The organism is Enterobacter sp. P82, assembly GCF_037053385.1.
Lineage (GTDB): Bacteria > Pseudomonadota > Gammaproteobacteria > Enterobacterales > Enterobacteriaceae > Enterobacter.
Map to the genome: position 1 here is coordinate 1 of NZ_JBALHX010000004.1, position 17,727 is coordinate 17,727.

Annotated in this window: 15 protein-coding genes, 1 tRNA gene and 2 rRNA genes; 4 read left to right on the forward strand and 14 right to left on the reverse strand. The window is 51.4% G+C overall.

All coding sequences use genetic code 11. The annotated features are described in order from the left end of the window. The first annotated feature begins 3 nt into the window (after positions 1-3). From rrf (WB237_RS17180) to rrf (WB237_RS17190), 3 genes are all read left to right on the forward strand, one after another. Positions 4-119, forward strand: a 5S ribosomal RNA gene (rrf, locus tag WB237_RS17180). Positions 120-133: 14 nt separating this feature from the next. Then, positions 134-209, forward strand: a tRNA-Thr gene (locus WB237_RS17185). A 43-nt stretch (positions 210-252) separates the two neighbouring features. Further along, a 5S ribosomal RNA gene (gene rrf, locus WB237_RS17190) occupies positions 253-368 on the forward strand. Positions 369-474: 106 nt separating this feature from the next. On the opposite strand, the gene WB237_RS17195 is transcribed toward rrf (WB237_RS17190), so the two are convergent. From WB237_RS17195 to WB237_RS17225, 7 genes are all read right to left on the reverse strand, one after another. Further along, a complete protein-coding gene (locus WB237_RS17195) occupies positions 475-1,233 on the reverse strand; it encodes an amino acid ABC transporter ATP-binding protein (protein ID WP_008502871.1) in 759 nt (252 codons plus the stop codon). Between the two features lie 7 nt (positions 1,234-1,240). Then, positions 1,241-2,344 carry an amino acid ABC transporter permease gene (locus WB237_RS17200; protein ID WP_049007524.1) on the reverse strand — a complete coding sequence of 368 codons (1,104 nt, stop codon included), beginning with the start codon at positions 2,342-2,344 and terminating at the stop codon, positions 1,241-1,243. Positions 2,345-2,353: 9 nt separating this feature from the next. Next, positions 2,354-3,535 carry an amino acid ABC transporter permease gene (locus tag WB237_RS17205; protein ID WP_236921663.1) on the reverse strand — a complete coding sequence of 394 codons (1,182 nt, stop codon included), beginning with the start codon at positions 3,533-3,535 and terminating at the stop codon, positions 2,354-2,356. 67 nt (positions 3,536-3,602) lie between these two features. After that, positions 3,603-4,628, reverse strand: coding sequence for an amino acid ABC transporter substrate-binding protein (locus WB237_RS17210; protein WP_114978891.1), 1,026 nt, complete (start codon positions 4,626-4,628; stop codon positions 3,603-3,605). A gap of 474 nt (positions 4,629-5,102) precedes the next feature. Next, a complete protein-coding gene (locus tag WB237_RS17215) occupies positions 5,103-5,324 on the reverse strand; it encodes a lipoprotein (protein WP_336214838.1) in 222 nt (73 codons plus the stop codon). A 303-nt stretch (positions 5,325-5,627) separates the two neighbouring features. Beyond that, a complete protein-coding gene (locus tag WB237_RS17220) occupies positions 5,628-8,741 on the reverse strand; it encodes an efflux RND transporter permease subunit (RefSeq protein ID WP_336214841.1) in 3,114 nt (1,037 codons plus the stop codon). Between the two features lie 11 nt (positions 8,742-8,752). Beyond that, a complete protein-coding gene (locus tag WB237_RS17225) occupies positions 8,753-9,892 on the reverse strand; it encodes an efflux RND transporter periplasmic adaptor subunit (protein ID WP_336214843.1) in 1,140 nt (379 codons plus the stop codon). A 385-nt stretch (positions 9,893-10,277) separates the two neighbouring features. Here WB237_RS17225 and envR point away from each other — a divergent pair, with 385 nt between their 5' ends. Then, on the forward strand, positions 10,278-10,994 hold the full coding sequence (gene envR / locus WB237_RS17230; RefSeq protein ID WP_336214846.1) for an acrEF/envCD operon transcriptional regulator: 717 nt from the start codon (positions 10,278-10,280) through the stop codon (positions 10,992-10,994). Here envR and WB237_RS17235 read toward each other — a convergent pair. The 7 genes from WB237_RS17235 to WB237_RS17265 form a co-directional block, all read right to left on the reverse strand. After that, positions 10,913-12,991: a putative bifunctional diguanylate cyclase/phosphodiesterase gene (locus WB237_RS17235; protein WP_336214848.1), complete on the reverse strand. Its 2,079-nt coding sequence runs from the start codon at positions 12,989-12,991 to the stop codon at positions 10,913-10,915. The genes envR and WB237_RS17235 overlap by 82 nt on opposite strands. 138 nt (positions 12,992-13,129) lie before the next feature. After that, positions 13,130-13,294, reverse strand: coding sequence for a DUF2556 family protein (locus WB237_RS17240; RefSeq protein WP_114978886.1), 165 nt, complete (start codon positions 13,292-13,294; stop codon positions 13,130-13,132). Between the two features lie 179 nt (positions 13,295-13,473). Continuing rightward, the gene (gene fis / locus WB237_RS17245; RefSeq protein ID WP_000462905.1) at positions 13,474-13,770 is read right to left on the reverse strand and encodes a DNA-binding transcriptional regulator Fis; all 297 of its coding nucleotides are present in this window, start codon (positions 13,768-13,770) and stop codon (positions 13,474-13,476) included. A gap of 23 nt (positions 13,771-13,793) precedes the next feature. Beyond that, positions 13,794-14,759 (reverse strand): tRNA dihydrouridine synthase DusB, encoded by a 966-nt coding sequence (dusB, locus tag WB237_RS17250; protein ID WP_014885445.1) that lies wholly within the window; start codon positions 14,757-14,759, stop codon positions 13,794-13,796. A gap of 382 nt (positions 14,760-15,141) precedes the next feature. Beyond that, positions 15,142-16,023: a 50S ribosomal protein L11 methyltransferase gene (gene prmA / locus WB237_RS17255; protein WP_028016986.1), complete on the reverse strand. Its 882-nt coding sequence runs from the start codon at positions 16,021-16,023 to the stop codon at positions 15,142-15,144. An 11-nt stretch (positions 16,024-16,034) separates the two neighbouring features. Beyond that, positions 16,035-17,486 (reverse strand): sodium/pantothenate symporter, encoded by a 1,452-nt coding sequence (gene panF, locus WB237_RS17260; RefSeq protein WP_237995014.1) that lies wholly within the window; start codon positions 17,484-17,486, stop codon positions 16,035-16,037. After that, positions 17,476-17,718 (reverse strand): YhdT family protein, encoded by a 243-nt coding sequence (locus WB237_RS17265; protein ID WP_336214853.1) that lies wholly within the window; start codon positions 17,716-17,718, stop codon positions 17,476-17,478. Before WB237_RS17265 ends, panF begins: the two co-directional genes overlap by 11 nt. Positions 17,719-17,727: the final 9 nt, after the last annotated feature.

A 17,727-nucleotide genomic window follows, 5' to 3' on the forward strand; every position in this document is an offset into this window, starting at 1 on the left:
TTGCCTGGCGGCTTTAGCGCGGTGGTCCCACCTGACCCCATGCCGAACTCAGAAGTGAAACGCCGTAGCGCCGATGGTAGTGTGGGGTCTCCCCATGTGAGAGTAGGGAACTGCCAGGCATCAAATTTAGCGTGCTGATATGGCTCAGTTGGTAGAGCGCACCCTTGGTAAGGGTGAGGTCCCCAGTTCGACTCTGGGTATCAGCACCACTTTATACTTAGGTTAAAGTTCGGCAAGAAGTAAAAGAATTTGTCTGGCGGCTTTAGCGCGGTGGTCCCACCTGACCCCATGCCGAACTCAGAAGTGAAACGCCGTAGCGCCGATGGTAGTGTGGGGTCTCCCCATGTGAGAGTAGGGAACTGCCAGACATCAAATAAGTGAAAAGGCCATCCGAAAGGATGGCCTTTTTGCGTTTATGCACCGAAAAAACGGTAGGCCGGGTAAGGCGAAGCCGCCACCCGGCAGAGCAAACAACTAATGAATCACCTGCGACAGGAATGCTCGCGTACGTTCTGACTTCGGATGCGCAAAGAACTCATCCGGCGGAGCTTGCTCGACAATCTCGCCACGATCCATGAAGATCACCCGGTCTGCTACGGTTCTGGCAAATCCCATTTCATGTGTCACGCACAACATTGTCATCCCGGATTGTGCCAACCCAATCATAGTATCCAGTACTTCCTTCACCATTTCAGGATCCAGTGCTGAGGTAGGCTCATCAAACAGCATGATTTTAGGTTTCATACACAGCGAGCGGGCGATAGCCACACGCTGCTGTTGTCCACCCGATATCTGGCCAGGAAATTTATTAGCATGTTCTGCAATGCGGACACGTTCCAGATAGTGCATTGCCAGCGCCTCCGCTTCCTTTTTCGGCATCTTTCGTACCCAAATTGGCGCAAGCGTACAGTTTTGCAGAACAGTCAGATGTGGGAACAAATTAAAGTGCTGAAACACCATTCCTACTTCCTGACGAACACGTTCGATATTGCGGATATCTTCATTCAGCTCAATACCATCAACAACAATACGCCCCTGTTGATGTTCTTCCAGGTGGTTAATACAGCGAATTGTCGTGGATTTACCTGAACCTGAAGGTCCACAAAGTACGATTCGTTCGCCCTGTTTAACTTTCAGGTTGATGTCTTTCAGGACATGAAACTGTCCATACCATTTATTAACGTCTTCCAGCGTAATCATCGCGTCAGCGGGTGTCATAGTAATTTGGCTCATAATTTCCTCAGTGCGGTGTACGCCCGGTGTTAAAGCGCTTTTCCAGATGCTGGCTATAGCGCGACATGCTAAAACAAAAGATCCAGTAGATTAGGGCAGCAAAGACATATCCTTCGGTGGACATACCCAGCCAGACGGGGTCAACGGTCGCCTGTTGCACACTGCTAAAGAGATCGAACAATCCGATGATGATCACAAGGCTGGTATCCTTGAAAAGGGCAATGATCGTGTTGACCAGACCAGGGATAACCAGCTTGAGTGCCTGGGGAAGAATGACAAGCCCCTGCGTTTTCCAGTAGCCGAGTGCCAGTGATTCTGCTGCTTCATACTGGCCTTTAGGCAATGCTTGCAGACCACCACGCACAACTTCAGCGACATAGGCGGACTGGAAGAGAATCACACCGACCAGGGCGCGGATCAGTTTGTCGATCGTTGTACCTTCTGCCATAAACAGCGGCAGCATGACCGACGACATAAACAGAACAGTGATAAGCGGTACGCCGCGCCAGAACTCAATGAAAATAACGGAAAGGACACGCACGACTGGCATTTTTGAACGCCGTCCCAAGGCAAGTAAAATCCCCCACGGCAGAGCACCGGCTATCCCCACTGAAGCGATAATCAGCGTTAACGTTAGACCACCCCACTGGCGGGTTTCAACGCGTTCCAGCCCCAGGAAACCGCCATACAACAGCACCCAGACAATAATCGGATAGACCACTGCCCAGACGGCAATATAGCGTCCACGATGAGGCAGCTTTTTCCAGAACATGATAGCGATTGAGAGCAGGCCAATAACCAGCGCCAGATTAATCCGCCAGCGTTGCTCGTGCGGATACAATCCATACATGAATTGCCCGAAACGCTCATGAATAAACACCCAGCAGGCACCAGATTTTGTGCAGTCTGCACGGGTTGAACCGACCCAGTTGGCCTGTAAAAACGCCCAGTTCAGCAGGGGAGGAATCAATTCCCACATGAGCCACAGGCAGACAATCGTCAGCAGGCTGTTGCTCCAACTGGAGAACAGATTCTTACGCGCCCAGAGAATGAAACGGCCACCTGTCGAGTGAGCAGGGCGCGAGGAGTGCGACAGTATCGCTTTTGTCATCATAGTTCCTTAGCGCTCGACCAGTGCTATACGACGGTTATAGAGGTTCATCAGCAATGAAATCACCAGGCTGATGATCAGATAGACAGACATGGTGATGGCGATGGTTTCAATGGCTTGCCCGGTCTGGTTAAGCACGGTTCCGGCGAACAGTGACACCATATCGGGGTAACCAATGGCAGCGGCCAGCGATGAGTTTTTGACAATGTTGAGGTACTGGCTGGTCAGGGGCGGAATGATGACCCTTAATGCCTGAGGTATGATGACCTGGCGAAGCGTCACGGTATGGGGCAACCCCAGAGAGCGCGCTGCCTCGTGCTGTCCATGCGGTACGGCCTGGATCCCTGAACGGATAATCTCAGCGATAAAGGCGGAGGTATAAATCGAAAGTGCCAGCGTCAGAGATGCCAGTTCAGGGATCAATACCATCCCGCCCTGAAAGTTAAAGCCACGCAGATGCGGAATATCCCAGTGTAGTGCGGCACCAAAGAGCCAGTGTGTCAAAAGCGGCAGGCCGATGATCAAGACTGCAGCCGTTGGCCAGGTTTTACGAAGCTGGCCAGTTTTTATCTGATGCTTGCGGTTAAAGCGGAATACTCCAACAGAGAGAGCAAGCGCTAACACTATCGCGAAAATGAAAGCGTACAGCCCTTCACCTGGTAGAGGAGAAGGAATGGACAACCCTCGGTTACTCAGGAAAAACAGCTCAAACGCGTCGACGGCCTGGCGTGGACCGGGAAGGTTACGCAGTACGGCGAAATACCAGAAGAAGATCTGCAGGAGTGGGGGGATATTGCGGAACGTCTCGATATAAACAGTCGAAAGTTTTCGCAGAAGCCAGTTTTCAGAAAGACGCGCCAGGCCAATAAAGAAACCCAGTATTGAAGCAAAGACGATACAAAGCGCCGATACCAGCAGCGTATTCAGTAAACCGACCACGAACACGCGTCCGTACGTGTCACCTTCCTGGTAGTCAATAAGATGCTGAACAATACCAAACCCCGCGCTGCGATCTAAAAACGCAAAACCGGAGGTAATACCGCGATTATTCAGGTTGGTTATGGTGTTATGGATAAGATATACGGCGATGAGAACAACCGCAACAATAGCAATAATCTGGAATAACCAGGCGCGGACCGCGGGATGAGAAAAGGATAGCGATCCTTTTACGGCTGAGCGGCGATGGGACATAAAGAAACCTCAGTAACCATGACTCTGGAGTGGGCACCACTTTCGTAGTGCCCGTTACAGCAATGACTTAACGTACTGGTGGAGCGTACTGAATACCGCCGTTATTCCAGAGGTTGTTCTGGCCGCGTTTGATCTTCAGAGGGCTTTCCGATCCCACGTTGCGCTCAAAGATCTCAGAGTAGTTGCCCACCTTTTTGATGATGTTGTAAGCCCACTTGTTATCCAGCTTCAGATCCTTGCCGAAATCGCCCTCTTTACCCAGCAGGTGAGCCATATCCGGGGTGGACGGGTTAGCGGCTTTCTCATCGACGTTTTTCGAGTTGATGCCCATTTCTTCCGCGTTCAGCATGGCAAAGAGCGTCCAGCGAACGATGGAGAACCAGTCTTCATCGCCACGACGGACAACCGGTCCAAGAGGTTCTTTCGAGATCACTTCCGGTAGGACAATCCACTCCGCTGGGTTGCTCAGCTTAATACGTAACGCATACAGCTGTGACTGGTCAGAGGCCAGTGTGTCACAACGACCAGATTCCAGCGCTTTGGCCGATTCATCCGAGCGGTCGAATGTGACAGGGGTGTATTTCATGTTATTGGCTTTGAAATAATCTGCGACGTTCAGCTCGGTATCGGTACCCGCCTGAATACAAACAGTCGCCCCATCCAGTTCTTTGGCACTTTTCAGGCCGGCTTTATTGTGGGTGAGGAAGCCGATACCGTCATAATAGGTGACGCCAGTAAATGACATCCCCATACCTGCATCACGGGAAGAGGTCCAGGTCGTATTACGGGAGAGCATGTCAACTTCGCCGGACTGCAGTGCCGTAAAGCGTTCTTTCGCCGTCAGCGGGGTATATTTTACTTTGCTGTCATCGCCAAAAACGGCAGCGGCGACGCCACGGCAGACATCTACATCAATCCCGGTAAACTTGCCGTTCGCATCGGCATAAGAGAAGCCTGGCAAACCGTCACTGATACCACATTGAACAAAACCTTTCTTTTTAACGGCATCCAGTGTCGTTCCCGCATGGGCTTGACCGGCTACAGCAAACAACATGCCTGCAGCGGCCAGGCTGGCTATCATCGTCTTTTTCATAATGCATCCTGTGTGGCGAAATTTATCGTTATAGAGGCGTTTTAAACGCTTTACCTGTCTGTGGCTTTGGCCAACGTTTATAAAGCAAACGTAATGCCAGGTTTTGCGTCCAACAAAATAAGTGATAAGTGAACGCATAATGCAGAGTGTAGACAGGCTTAAATAAAACGAGCGCCCCGAAACAGTGCGAAATTACAACCTGTGCCACAAATCGGAGCAAAAGTTTCAATGCCATTTGGATGGGAAGAACAGATAGTTTCAGGTGTGAATATTGGCAGGGTATTAAATGCTATTACTATGTGAAAATCATCACGATAGAGTGTGCAATTTAAATGGAATCACTAAAAAGATGTGATTGCCTTCAGGCTTGAATTAATCGTGCGGATAAAGACGGGGCTATTTTTTTACTTATTTGAAAATATTGCACTAATTAAAAGCAAAAGCGCGGCCAAAGCCGCGCTTTCTGAACAGATGTTACTTAGTCAGGGCAACGATACCCAGCGTCAAGCCCGCGACTGCGGCTGCACCACCGGCAATATCGCCTGCAGTCTCCCAGTTATCCTGGGTAGTGCCTTTCATACAGGTATTGGTATGAACCAGTCGGCCCTGGTCGTCGTAAACCGGCACACATGGAGAATCGTGCGCGCAACCAGCAAGCAGCGCAGCGAGTAGTGCAACGGAAATGAATCTTTTCATGATGTTACCTCAGTATTATTTCTCATCCGCTATAAAGCCAGGAGGGCTATTAACGAACTGGAGATTATTTTACCACCAGGGTAAGTCCTCGTTACACGAGGAATAATCTCAAATTATGTAGTTTGTAAAAATCGTGGAGAAAAGTCGTTTGCAGGAGGAATTAATGGAGGAATTGTGAAGTCGTAAAAAGCTGTTCTTACTTAATGCAAATAATCGTTTTTTAAGGTTGTTATTTTGTAATGTCTAATTCCTTGTTTACATTAAAAAATAAAAAAGGCACCAGAGGTGCCTTTCAGGGAAAAATTAATCCTTATGGCGAGTAAACCGTCGCCGGACAACCACAAAGAAGACCGGCACGAAGAAAATCGCCAGAAGAGTGGCGGAAAGCATCCCACCCATGACGCCTGTGCCGACGGCGTTTTGCGCGCCGCTCCCGGCCCCGGTGCTGATCACCAGTGGCATGACACCCAGAATAAAGGCAAGGGACGTCATCAGGATCGGTCTAAGGCGCATTCTTGAGGCTTCCAGCGTGGCTTCAATGAGGCCTTTACCTTCTTTATCCATCAGGTCTTTAGCAAATTCGACGATCAGGATGGCGTTTTTCGCCGATAAACCAATCGTTGTCAGCAGACCGACCTGGAAATAGACGTCATTGTTTAGCCCACGCAATGACGCTGCGAGAAGAGCCCCAATGACACCCAGTGGCACTACCAGCATGACGGAGAAGGGAATGGACCAGCTTTCGTACAGGGCAGCCAGACACAGGAACACCACTATCAATGAGATTGCATACAGTGCAGGCGCCTGGTTACCGGAAAGCCGCTCCTGGTATGACATGCCAGTCCAGTCATAGCCGATGCCGGAGGGGAGTTTTGCGGCAAGGCTCTCCAACATAGCCATCGCTTCACCGGTACTTTTACCCGGTGCAGACTCACCGAGGATCTCCATGGATGGCATCCCGTTATAGCGCTCCAGGCGGGGCGAACCATAAACCCAGTGAGCGTTGCTAAAGGCTGAGAACGGGACCATTTCTCCATTCGCGCTGCGCACGTAGAGGTTGTTAATGTCCCCTGGCAGCATACGGAATCGGGCATCGGCCTGCACGTAAACCTTTTTCACGCGACCATGATCGATAAAGTCGTTCACATAGGTGCCACCCAACGCCGTCGAGACCGTCTGATTAACGTCAGAAAGGCTGACACCTAACGCCTGTGCCTTCTCCTGGTCAACATCCAGTTTGAACTGAGGGGTATCTTCCAGACCGTTAGGACGCACGCGCACCAGCAGGTCAGGGTGCTCTTTCACCATGCCGAGTAGTTGATTGCGTGCCTGGGTTAGTTGGGTATGTCCCAGGTTAGCCTGATCAATCAGCTCAAAGTCGAAGCCCGTTGCGGTACCTAACTCAATAATGGCAGGCAGGTTAAACGGGAACACAAGGCTGTCTTTAATCTGACTGAAGGCTTTCGTCGCGCGACCGACAATGGCCTCGACGCCATTTTTCTCCCCCGGACGCTCCTCCCAGGGCTTCAGGCTGACGAACGCAATACCGGAGTTCTGGCCCTGGCCGCTGAAGCTAAAGCCGTTAACGGTAAAGACGGACTCAACATTTGCCTTCTCGTCGTTCAGATAGTAGTCCTGAACCTGATCGAGAACCTGCTGAGTCCTCGTCTGGGTCGCACCAGCCGGAAGTTGAACCATCGTCATAAACACCCCCTGATCCTCTTCGGGGAGGAAGGAGGTGGGTAAACGCAGGAAGAGCACCGCCATCCCACCGACAATAATGACGTACACCACCAGATAGCGCCCGGTCTTACGCAAAATACCGCTCACGCTGTTGCTGTAGTGCTCCACGCTCTTATCAAAGCGCGCATTAAACCAGCCAAAGAAGCCACCTTTTTTCTCATGGTGGTCGCTGGAAACTGGCTTAAGCAATGTCGCACACAGCGCTGGCGTCAGGATCAGCGCGACAAGCACAGATAGCGCCATCGCCGAAACGATAGTCAGTGAGAACTGGCGATAGATCGCCCCCGTCGAACCGCCAAAAAAGGCCATCGGAATAAAGACCGCTGAGAGCACCATGGCTATACCCACCAGTGCACCCTGGATCTGCCCCATTGACTTCTGCGTTGCCTCTTTTGGCGGCAGTTTGTCTTCAACCATGACTCGTTCAACGTTCTCGACAACCACGATAGCGTCATCAACCAGCAGACCTATCGCCAGCACCATCCCGAACATTGTGAGGGTATTGATGGAGAAGCCGAATGCTGCCAGCACCGCAAAAGTGCCCAGCAGGACGACCGGCACCGCGATGGTCGGGATGAGCGTCGCTCGTAGGTTTTGCAGGAACAGGTACATGACCAGGAAGACGAGAACGATCGCTTCAAACAGCGTCTTCACCACTTCGTGGATGGAGATTTTCACAAACGGCGTGGTGTCATACGGGTAGACAACCTTCAGACCTTGCGGGAAGAACTGTTGCAGCTGTGCCAGCTTGCTCTTAATGGCTGCTGCTGTATCCAGTGCATTTGCCCCGGTTGCCAGCTTAATCCCCAGACCAGTTGCCGCCTGCCCGTTGATTTTGGTCACCATATTGTAGTTTTCGCCACCCAGCTCAATGCGAGCCACATCCTTCAGATGAACCATGGAACCGTCCTGGTTCACCTTGAGCGTCACGCGGCCAAACTCTTCCGGTGATTTCAGACGGGTTTGTGCGATGATCGAGGCATTCAACTGCTGCCCTGGGATGGATGGCGTCCCGCCCAACTGGCCTGCCGCTATCTGGTCGTTCTGCGTTTTCAGCTGGTTGATAATATCCAGTGGCGTCAGCTGGTATTTGTTCATCGCATTGCTGTCGAGCCAGATGCGCATCGCATACTGGGCACCAAACAGCTGGACATCGCCTACACCAGACGTTCGGCTGATAGCATCTTTGACGTTCGAGGCGACATAGTCAGAGATGTCGTTCTGCGTGAGATTTTGGTTGTCTGAAACAAAACCGGCGACCAGCAGGAAGCTGCTACTGGATTTCTCAACGCCAATCCCTTGCTGCTGCACCTCTTGCGGCAGCAGCGGCATGGCGAGCTGCAGCTTGTTTTGTACCTGCACCTGGGCGATGTCCGGATCGGTTCCTGACTGGAAAGTCAGGGTGATAGTGACGTTACCCGCTGAATCGCTGGTGGAGGACATATACATCAGGTTATCAATACCGTTCATGTTCTGTTCGATAACCTGGGTCACGGTATCCTGCACCGTTTGAGCATCTGCTCCCGGGTAGGTTGCGGATATGGCCACGGCGGGAGGGGCGATGGTCGGATACTGTGCGACGGGAAGTTTGAGAATGGCCAGCCCGCCTGCAATCATCAAAATGATGGCAAGTACCCAGGCGAAAACAGGCCTCTGAATAAAGAAATTAGCCATGTCGTCGTCCCTTAACCGGCTGGTGTCGTGGTGGTATCCGGCGTGGCGACGACGGTAGCCCCCGGTCTGATTTTCTGTAAACCGCTAACAATCACACGGTCACCGTTTTTTAAACCTCCTGTCACCAGCCACCGATCGCCAATCGCCTGAGGCGCAACAACGGTACGCGACTCCACCTGGTTTTTGTCGTTAACCAGCAGTACGGTAGCGTCGCCCTGTGGTGTGCGTGTCACACCTTGTTGTGGAACCAGAATGGCATCCGGTTGTATGCCTTCATCAATGCGGGCGCGAACAAACATACCGGGTAGCAGCAGGTGTTGAGGATTGGGGAAAATGGCACGCAGGGTAATGGAACCGGTACTTTCGTCGACGGTAACATCAGAGAATTGCAATGTGCCTTTCAGCGGATAGGGCTGACCATTCTCCATCAGCAACTCAACGGTGCTGGTGGCATCGCCTTTCTGCAGGCTGGTCTGTTTCAGTCGCATGAAATCATTGCTGGACTGTGTAACATCGACATAAATCGGATCAAGCTGCTGGACGGTTGCCAGTGCGGTGGCTTGTCCGCTCGTGACAAGCGCGCCCTCGGTTACGCTGGATTTACCGATGCGACCAGCGACAGGTGACGTCACTTTGGTATAGGCAAGATTGATACGTGCCGATTCCACACCCGCCTGGGCGGCGGCAACGCTGGCGTCTGCCTGTTGAGCCGTCGCCACTGCCTGATCGTATTCCTGTTTGCTGACATATTGTGTGCCAACCAGCGGGAGATAACGCTTCACCGTCAGATGCGCGATATTCGCTGCTGCCCGAGACTTTAACAGTTCGGCTTTGGCGTTGTCATAGGCCGCCTGCCAGGTCGCGGGATCAATCTGGTACAGTGACTCACCTGCTTTTACATCACTACCTTCCGTGAAGTTGCGACGCAGGATGATGCCGCTAACCTGCGGGCGAACCTCCGCAACGCGAAATGCATCTGTTCTGCCCGGGAGTTCAGTGGTGACAGCCAGAGGGGCGCTTTTCACTATATGCACGCTGACCTGAGGTGCCTGTGGATGTTGTTGTTGGTTTTCCTGACCATCGCATCCAGTGAGCAATACCGCACAGACAATGAGACCGGATAAGGGCAAGCGTCTGAAATGATTCGTCATTACTGTTCCTTTAAATACCCATTAACCGATATTTGCCGTGGCTCGGTAGCTGGGCAGAGAGATAAAAATAAAATGTAGCTGCGTATAATAATGAGGGTATTTAATGTTTTTTAATTTATAAGTGCGAATGACCAGGCATGCTGGAAAAATCAGAATCAGACCCGGTGCAATCAGTCTTATAGTTCTGGCATGTTAATCAGGTAAATAGGATTTAATTTTTTATGCTATTCATTCGGTGAATTTAATGGGGGTTATGTATTTGTCTTAATTATAAATTAAGTGGATTGACTTTTTTTGTGCAAAATTAAAACTGATTTTAGTGAATACTTTCCTTCATCTGAACCCGGTATGACGTATAAATTTTGTGAGTAACGAGTAGTTATCTATGGCGCGTAAAAAGAAAGAAGAGGCTCAACAAACCCGACAGCAGCTGATTGAGGCGGCTATTGAACAGTTTGCGATGCGTGGCGTGGCCAGTACGACGCTGACGGATATCGCGGATGCCGCTAAGGTTACGCGCGGTGCGATCTATTGGCACTTTGCCAGTAAAACAGAAATATTTAATGCTATCTGGGAACAACAATTACCGCTTCGTGAAATTATTCGCGACAGACTTTCTGTTTCCGAAAACGATGATCCGTTGTTAATGCTTCGTGAGCAATTTATTATTGCCTTGCAGTATATTGCGCGTGAACCCCGGCAATGTGCGCTTTTACAAATTCTGTATCATAAGTGTGAATTTAGTAGTGACATGATTGCAGAGAGTGAAATCAGAAAACGTATTGGATTTAACTATGACTATTTACGTGCCACGCTGGAGGAATGCATTGCGCGGAAAATCATTTCGGCACAGGTAAATGTTGACCTTACGTTGATCGTATTCCACGGTTTTTTTAGCGGAATAATTAAAAACTGGTTAATGAATAACGACAGTTTTAATCTATATCAGCAGGCTCCAGCCCTGGTCGATAGCATTCTGGCGACACTCCCTGTCATCCGAGTATCGCCCCATGATGCTTACTACTTAGCGTCAGGTAACATTTCTCCCCTGGCACAAAGCGCCTCTATGGTCTGTGCGCTGACAGGTTTACCTAACAGATAACCCTGTAGGGTGTTACAGCCTAGCTTCGTCAAAAAAGTTTGCTGTGCTTCGGTTTCTACACCTTCAGCCACGACTTTCAGATTCAGTGTTTTTGCGAGGGCCACAATCGCAGAGACAATCGTTGCATCCTCGCTTTCCCCGCTTAGTTCTTTCACGAATGCTCTGTCGATCTTCAATTCACAGGCCGGTAAACGCTTGAGATACAGTAGGCTCGAATATCCGGTACCAAAGTCATCAATGGAGGCTTTCACGCCCGCATCCGTTAACTCCGTCAACACCCGTACACTCTCATCCGGGTTACTCATTGCTGTGGTTTCCGTCACTTCGAGGATCAACATTTCCGGTGGCACATTGTGGTGCGCCAGGCAGTCGAGAACGGTTTTAACCAGCGACGGTTGCTCAAACTGCAATGTCGACAGGTTTACCGCCATCGACCAGCTTTGATGCCCCTGAAGATGCCATTCCCTCAACTGCCGACAGGCTTCATTGATTACCCAGTTGCCGATGGGAATAATGAGCCCCGTTTTTTCCGCCAGCGGCAGGAAAAGGTCTGGCGTCAGTAATCCTTGTTTAGGGTGTTGCCAACGCAGTAATGCTTCAAAACCGAGGACAGGGCCAGCGGGTGCGTGAAATTTTGGCTGGTAAAGCAGGCGGAGCTCATTACGATCGATAGCCATCCACAGGTCGTTCATTAACTGGAGATGGGTCTGCGCCAGGGTATTCATGGAGGGCTGGAAGAAGTGGTAGCCATTTCGCCCCATATGTTTGGTGTGGTACATCGCCGCATCCGCATTAAACATCAGCTCACGTTCGGTTTTGCCATCGTGAGGATAAAAAGCGATACCAATGCTGAGTGTCACCACCAGTTCATAAGGATCGAGATTGAACGGACTATCAATCGCGCGAACCAGTGAGCTTGCCAGAGAAGCCGCATCGTCCGGACTTTCTCCTTCTGCCAGCAGAACAAACTCATCACCGCCGATACGTGCAAGGGTGAATTGACCTTTCAGGGGATGCAACAGACGCTGCGTAACGGCGACCAGCAGCTTGTCACCGATATCATGGCCGTAGGCATCATTGATGGCTTTAAAACCGTCAAGATCCATAAACATCAGGGCAAAATTGCTGCCTTCACGGTCAGCTTTGCTGATGGCCTGATCGAGTCTGTCTTCCAGCAGAATACGGTTGGGCAGACGCGTCAGGGTATCGTGCAGTGCCAGTTGCGCGAGTTCACGGTTCGCTTCGGCAAGTGATGAAGCAAGAAGGGCGGTACGCGCCTGAAGGCGGGCATCCAGCATTGATACCAGCAGGCTGATCCCCAGAATAGAGAGAGCAACAACGCTAACCAGCACCGCCAGCCAGCTTCCATTAATACCGTCATGGTGAACCATCGTCGACATCGGGAACTGTGCGGCTTTCATTCCGGCGTAGTGCATACCCGCAATGGCAATCCCCATGGTGATGGCAGCACCCATGCGCATCAGCACAACTTGAGCCGCTTCCTGGCGCAAGCGGAATGTCAGCCACAATGCAACGAGTGAAGCGGCAAGTGCAATGGCGACCGAAATGGCGACCCATATCTTGTCCCAGATAATGCCCGGTGTGACCTCCAGCGCTGCCATGCCGGTGTAATGCATGGCCACGATGCCACTTCCCATCACTAACGCGCCGGGCAACAGACGGCGTAAACGCAATCGCTCGCAGCTGACGAGCCATAGAGCAAACAGTGACGAACCCACAGCGATGATCATGGATAACACCGTCAGATTGGCGTTGTAACTCATGCTCATGGAGAGGTCCATCGCCAGCATGCCGATAAAATGCATCGCCCACACGCCAATCCCCATTGCAATACCACCGCCAGCCAGCCAGATACGGGCTGCGACACCCTGACTCCCGGCGACGCGCGCGGCCATATTCAGCGCGGTATACGCGGCAAGGATAGCAACAACAAAGGAGAGGACTACAAGGATATGGTTGTATTGGCTAACCAGCATGGTCGGTTCTACTCGAGTTTGACGTTACGCCAGAGCGGTTGAGAAGGGCGAGACATTATCATCGGAAGGGAACGGCTCAAAGGGATTTAAATCCCTGTTTTTAGTAGGAGATAACAGGGAGTTGATGGGGAAAGAGGCTTAGTCGAGTTCTGAACAGTTCACTAATTTGAGCGGATTGACGGAGTTCATATTGCGACACTTATCGGTTTCGGTGCTCATTAGTTCAATCCACTGCATCAGGAGTGCATCGAAAATGAAAACGGAGATTGCGAAGACAACCAGCCACCAGTATTTACGAATCATTGTGTCATTCCGCGAGAAGAGAGTCAGTAAAGTGGTGGAAATATACATGAAACGTCGCGGTTTAAAAGTGGGATAACCGAAGGTTTACAAAGCGTTGACGGTGGCAGGCGCGGGCAATAAAAAAGGCGCATCCCCATGCCAGGTAGCGCCTTTTTAAACAAGCATTTCGCTAATCGAAATTAGTTCATGCCGTATTTTTTCAGTTTCTTACGCAGAGTACCACGGTTGATACCCATCATCAGCGCAGCGCGGGTTTGGTTACCGCGGGTGTATTGCATCACCATGTCCAACAGTGGCTGTTCAACTTCAGCCAGTACCAGCTCATACAGGTCATTAACATCCTGACCGTTCAGTTGAGCAAAATAGTTCTTCAGTGCCTGTTTAACCGAGTCACGCAGGGGCTTTTGAGTTACCTGGTCCTGAGAGTTAACGGTAGAAACGGTCAGTACGTCAGAATTTACGCGTTGTTCGAACATAGTTCTGTCAGCTCTTTATTTCATTACGCAAGATTTTCGAAGTATGCCTCCAACGCCTCCAGCTGTTCGCTGGCATCCTCTATGGCGTTGAATGTGCGCCGAAACTGGTCATCTGGAGCGTGCTCCTGGAGATACCAGGAGACGTGTTTACGCGCAATTCGGTACCCTTTTGCCTGACCGTAGTGGTCATGCAGTTCCCGAACATGCGAACAAAGCAAGCGCTTAACCTCTGCCAGAGGCAGCGGGGCAAGCAGCTCCCCAGTGTCCAGATAATGCTGGATTTCCCGGAAGATCCAGGGTCTTCCCTGAGCTGCACGTCCTATCATCAGAGCATCAGCTCCCGTATAGTCGAGTACAGCCCTGGCTTTAAGCGGGTCAGTTATGTCGCCATTCGCGATAATCGGAATGGAAACTTTCTGCTTAACTGCCCGAATGCTGTCGTATTCAGCTTCACCGTTGAACAAACAGGCGCGAGTGCGTCCATGAATGGTCAGGGCCTGAATGCCACAGTCTTCGGCCAGTTGGGCAATCTCTACACAGTTACGGTGTTCCGGCGACCAACCCGTGCGAATCTTCAACGTAACAGGAACGTCCACTGCGCTGACAACCGCCGTCAGGATAGATTTCACCTGGTCGGGGTATTGCAGAAGGGCTGAACCTGCAAGCTTGCGATTCACTTTTTTGGCCGGGCAACCCATATTGATATCAATAATCTGGGCACCACTTTCCACGTTAATACGCGCGGCATCTGCCATCTCTTCAGGCACGCTTCCGGCAATTTGCACGGTGCGGATACCTGGTTCATCAATGTGCACCATCCGAAGGCGGGATTTATCGCTTTCCCATACCTGCGGGTTAGACGACATCATCTCGGATACGGTTAAACCGGCTCCCATCTCATAGCACAGCGTCCTGAACGGCCGGTCGGTAATACCTGCCATAGGGGCTGCGATCAGGCGATTTCTAAGCTGGTGGTGTCCGATGCGCATGAGTTAAGAAATGACCATACTGTGACTGCAAGGCGGCGTATATTACGCATTTTTCGCACGAGATGAAAGGCCAAACTTTGAACAATCCTCTGTTGTAGATCAAGGAATCGCCGCTCAATCGCTCTGTTAAAAATTATTCATCATGTAAATCATTGTGTTATGCGATAATGCTTGTTTTATGTACGCTTACAATTTCCCGTAACTTCTAATCATTTCTGAATAAATGCTTCGCTGAAGCGGGATAATCTGCTGTTTTTAGCAACAGTTTTACCGCCATCTTTGAGATCTGGCTCTCATTTTAGGACAAGATATTCAGAGACGAGGGAAGAGGTTTTATGCAGCAAAACGAGATAAGGCGTGGCCTGATGACCACGCCCAGGGCTTATTTTTTACGGCCGGTAATACGACACCACTCTTCTTTCTCCACCACCGGGTCGAGCGCAAAGAGATCGGCATAGGCTTCGCAAACGCTATCAGCCTGGCTTGCCAGGATACCCGAAAGTCCAAGCAGACCGCCCTCAACGGGCAGCACGCTGATTAACGGAGCCAGTTCGCGTAATGGGCCTGCCAGAATGTTTGCGACCACCACATCGGCTTTCATGGCTTCTGGCTGCGCATCCGGCAGATACAGTTCCAGACGATCGGAGACACCGTTACGCTCGGCGTTATCACGGCTGGCCTGAATGGCCTGCGGATCGATATCGATCCCGATGGCTTTTGCTGCACCCAGTTTCAGTGCCGCAATGGCCAGGATCCCGGATCCGCAACCGAAGTCGATCACCGTCTTGCCGTCCAGATCCAGACCATCCAGCCACTGCAGGCACAGGGAGGTGGTTGGGTGGGTGCCGGTACCAAATGCCAGGCCCGGATCGAGCATCACGTTAACCGCGTTCTCATCCGGAACGTCGCGCCAGCTTGGGCAGATCCACAGACGTTTACCGAACTGCATAGGGTGGAAGTTATCCATCCACTCGCGTTCCCAGTCTTTGTCTTCCAGCTGTTCGATTTTGTGCACAAAACCCACGCCGAGCAGAGGATGGTTTTCCAGAATTGCGACGACCTCTTTCATGTCGGTTTCGGCATCAAACAGGCCAATAACGTCGGTATCACCCCACAGGCGGGTTTCGCCCGGCAGTGGCTCGAAGACAGGCGTGTCATGCGTGTCCTGGAAGGTGATGGAGACCGATCCGGCCTCCATCAACGCATCGCTCAGCTCTTCGGCGTTTGCACCAGTTGTATTTAGTTTTAGTTGGATCCACGGCATGGCAAAACTCTTTATTTATCAGTAGAAATCATAGCGGGTTGCGGGACGGGCTGACCGAAACGGTTCCCCACCACAAACGCCAGCAAACTTAACAGTAACGAAGGCACAATCGGATGGAAGCCCAGATACTGAATTTTAAATGTCGCCAGGACGGCATACAGCACGCCACCGACGATCATACCGCTTAACGCGCCCGCAGCATTTGCACGCTCCCAGTAGAGACCAAGCACCAGCGGCCACAAGAAAACAGCTTCGAGACCACCAAACGCGAGCAGGTTGAGCCAGATGATCATCTCAGGCGGACGCCATGCGGCTAACAGCAGCAAAGCCCCCAGCACCAGCGTAATCACGGCGGACATACGCTTCAGGCGTCGTTCATTCTCAACCTGTTCAGGACGCAAATTGAGATAGAGATCTTTAATGATCGTAGCGGAACTTTGCAGTAACTGGGCATTGATCGTCGACATGATGGCGGCCATCGGTGCGGCAAGGAATATCCCGGCAGCAAATGGCGGTAACACTTTTACCATCAGCGTAGGGATCACCAGATCCGGCACGGTGAGATCAGGGATCACAGCGCGGCCTAATGCACCTGCCAGATGCATGCCAAACATCAGAATGGCAACCACAATGGTACCAATGATGATGCCTTTATGAACCGCCTTGCTGTCTTTATACGAGATACAGCGCACTGCAGTGTGCGGCAGACCAATCACGCCAAAGCAAACAAGTACCCAGAATGACGTCATAAAGGTCGGAGAAAGAATGTCATCTGCGCCCTGAGGAGAGACCAGTTTTGGATCGATCGCTTCCAGCGTTTCAACAGCGTGGCTCAGGCCACCCGCAGCGTGCACAATGCCCACCAGCAGAACAATCGTCCCGATAAGCATTACCATTCCCTGCATGGTGTCGTTAAGCACACTGGCGCGGAAGCCACCAAATGCCGTATACAGCGCGATGCTTATCCCAAAGATCAGTAGCCCCGTTTCGTAAGGGATACCTGCAGCGGTTTCCAGCAGACGAGCGCCACCGATAAACTGCACCGTCATCGCGCCAATAAAGGCCACCAGCAGACTTAAACTTGCCAGCCATACCAGTAAACGGCTCTGGTAACGTGCAAACAGCATATCGTTGAGCGTCACAGCATTGTAACGACGCGCCAGAATGGCAAACTTTTTGCCGAGGATACCCAGCGAGAGCCAGACTGCAGGCAACTGGATCATCGCTAAAAGCACCCAGCCTAGCCCGTATTTATAGGCTGCACCTGGGCCGCCGATAAACGAGCTGGCGCTGATGTAGGTAGCGGTGAGTGTCATGGCCAGCACTACCCCGCCCATGGAGCGACTGCCAAGAAAATACTCGTTCAGAAAGGTGCCCGTCGCTCTTTTACGCATGGCATAAACCGACAATCCAAACACGACGAGCAGATACGCAATCAGTGGCAGAATAACTTCAAGCTGCATCATCGTCCTCCAGCGGAATATCGCGATAAATGAACTTCACCATTGCCCAGCACAAAACAATAAACACCAGCGGCATGAGCAGGCACGCCATTTCAAACCAGTGCGGCAGGCCGGTAATGCCAATAACTGAATCAGGTAAGTAAGCGGTTACTAACCATGCAGCAAGATAGAGAAGGGTCAGCCACAGCGCCCAGCGCGCTTCTTTATGGGCCTGAACAAAACGCTTGTCCATTTTTTGTCC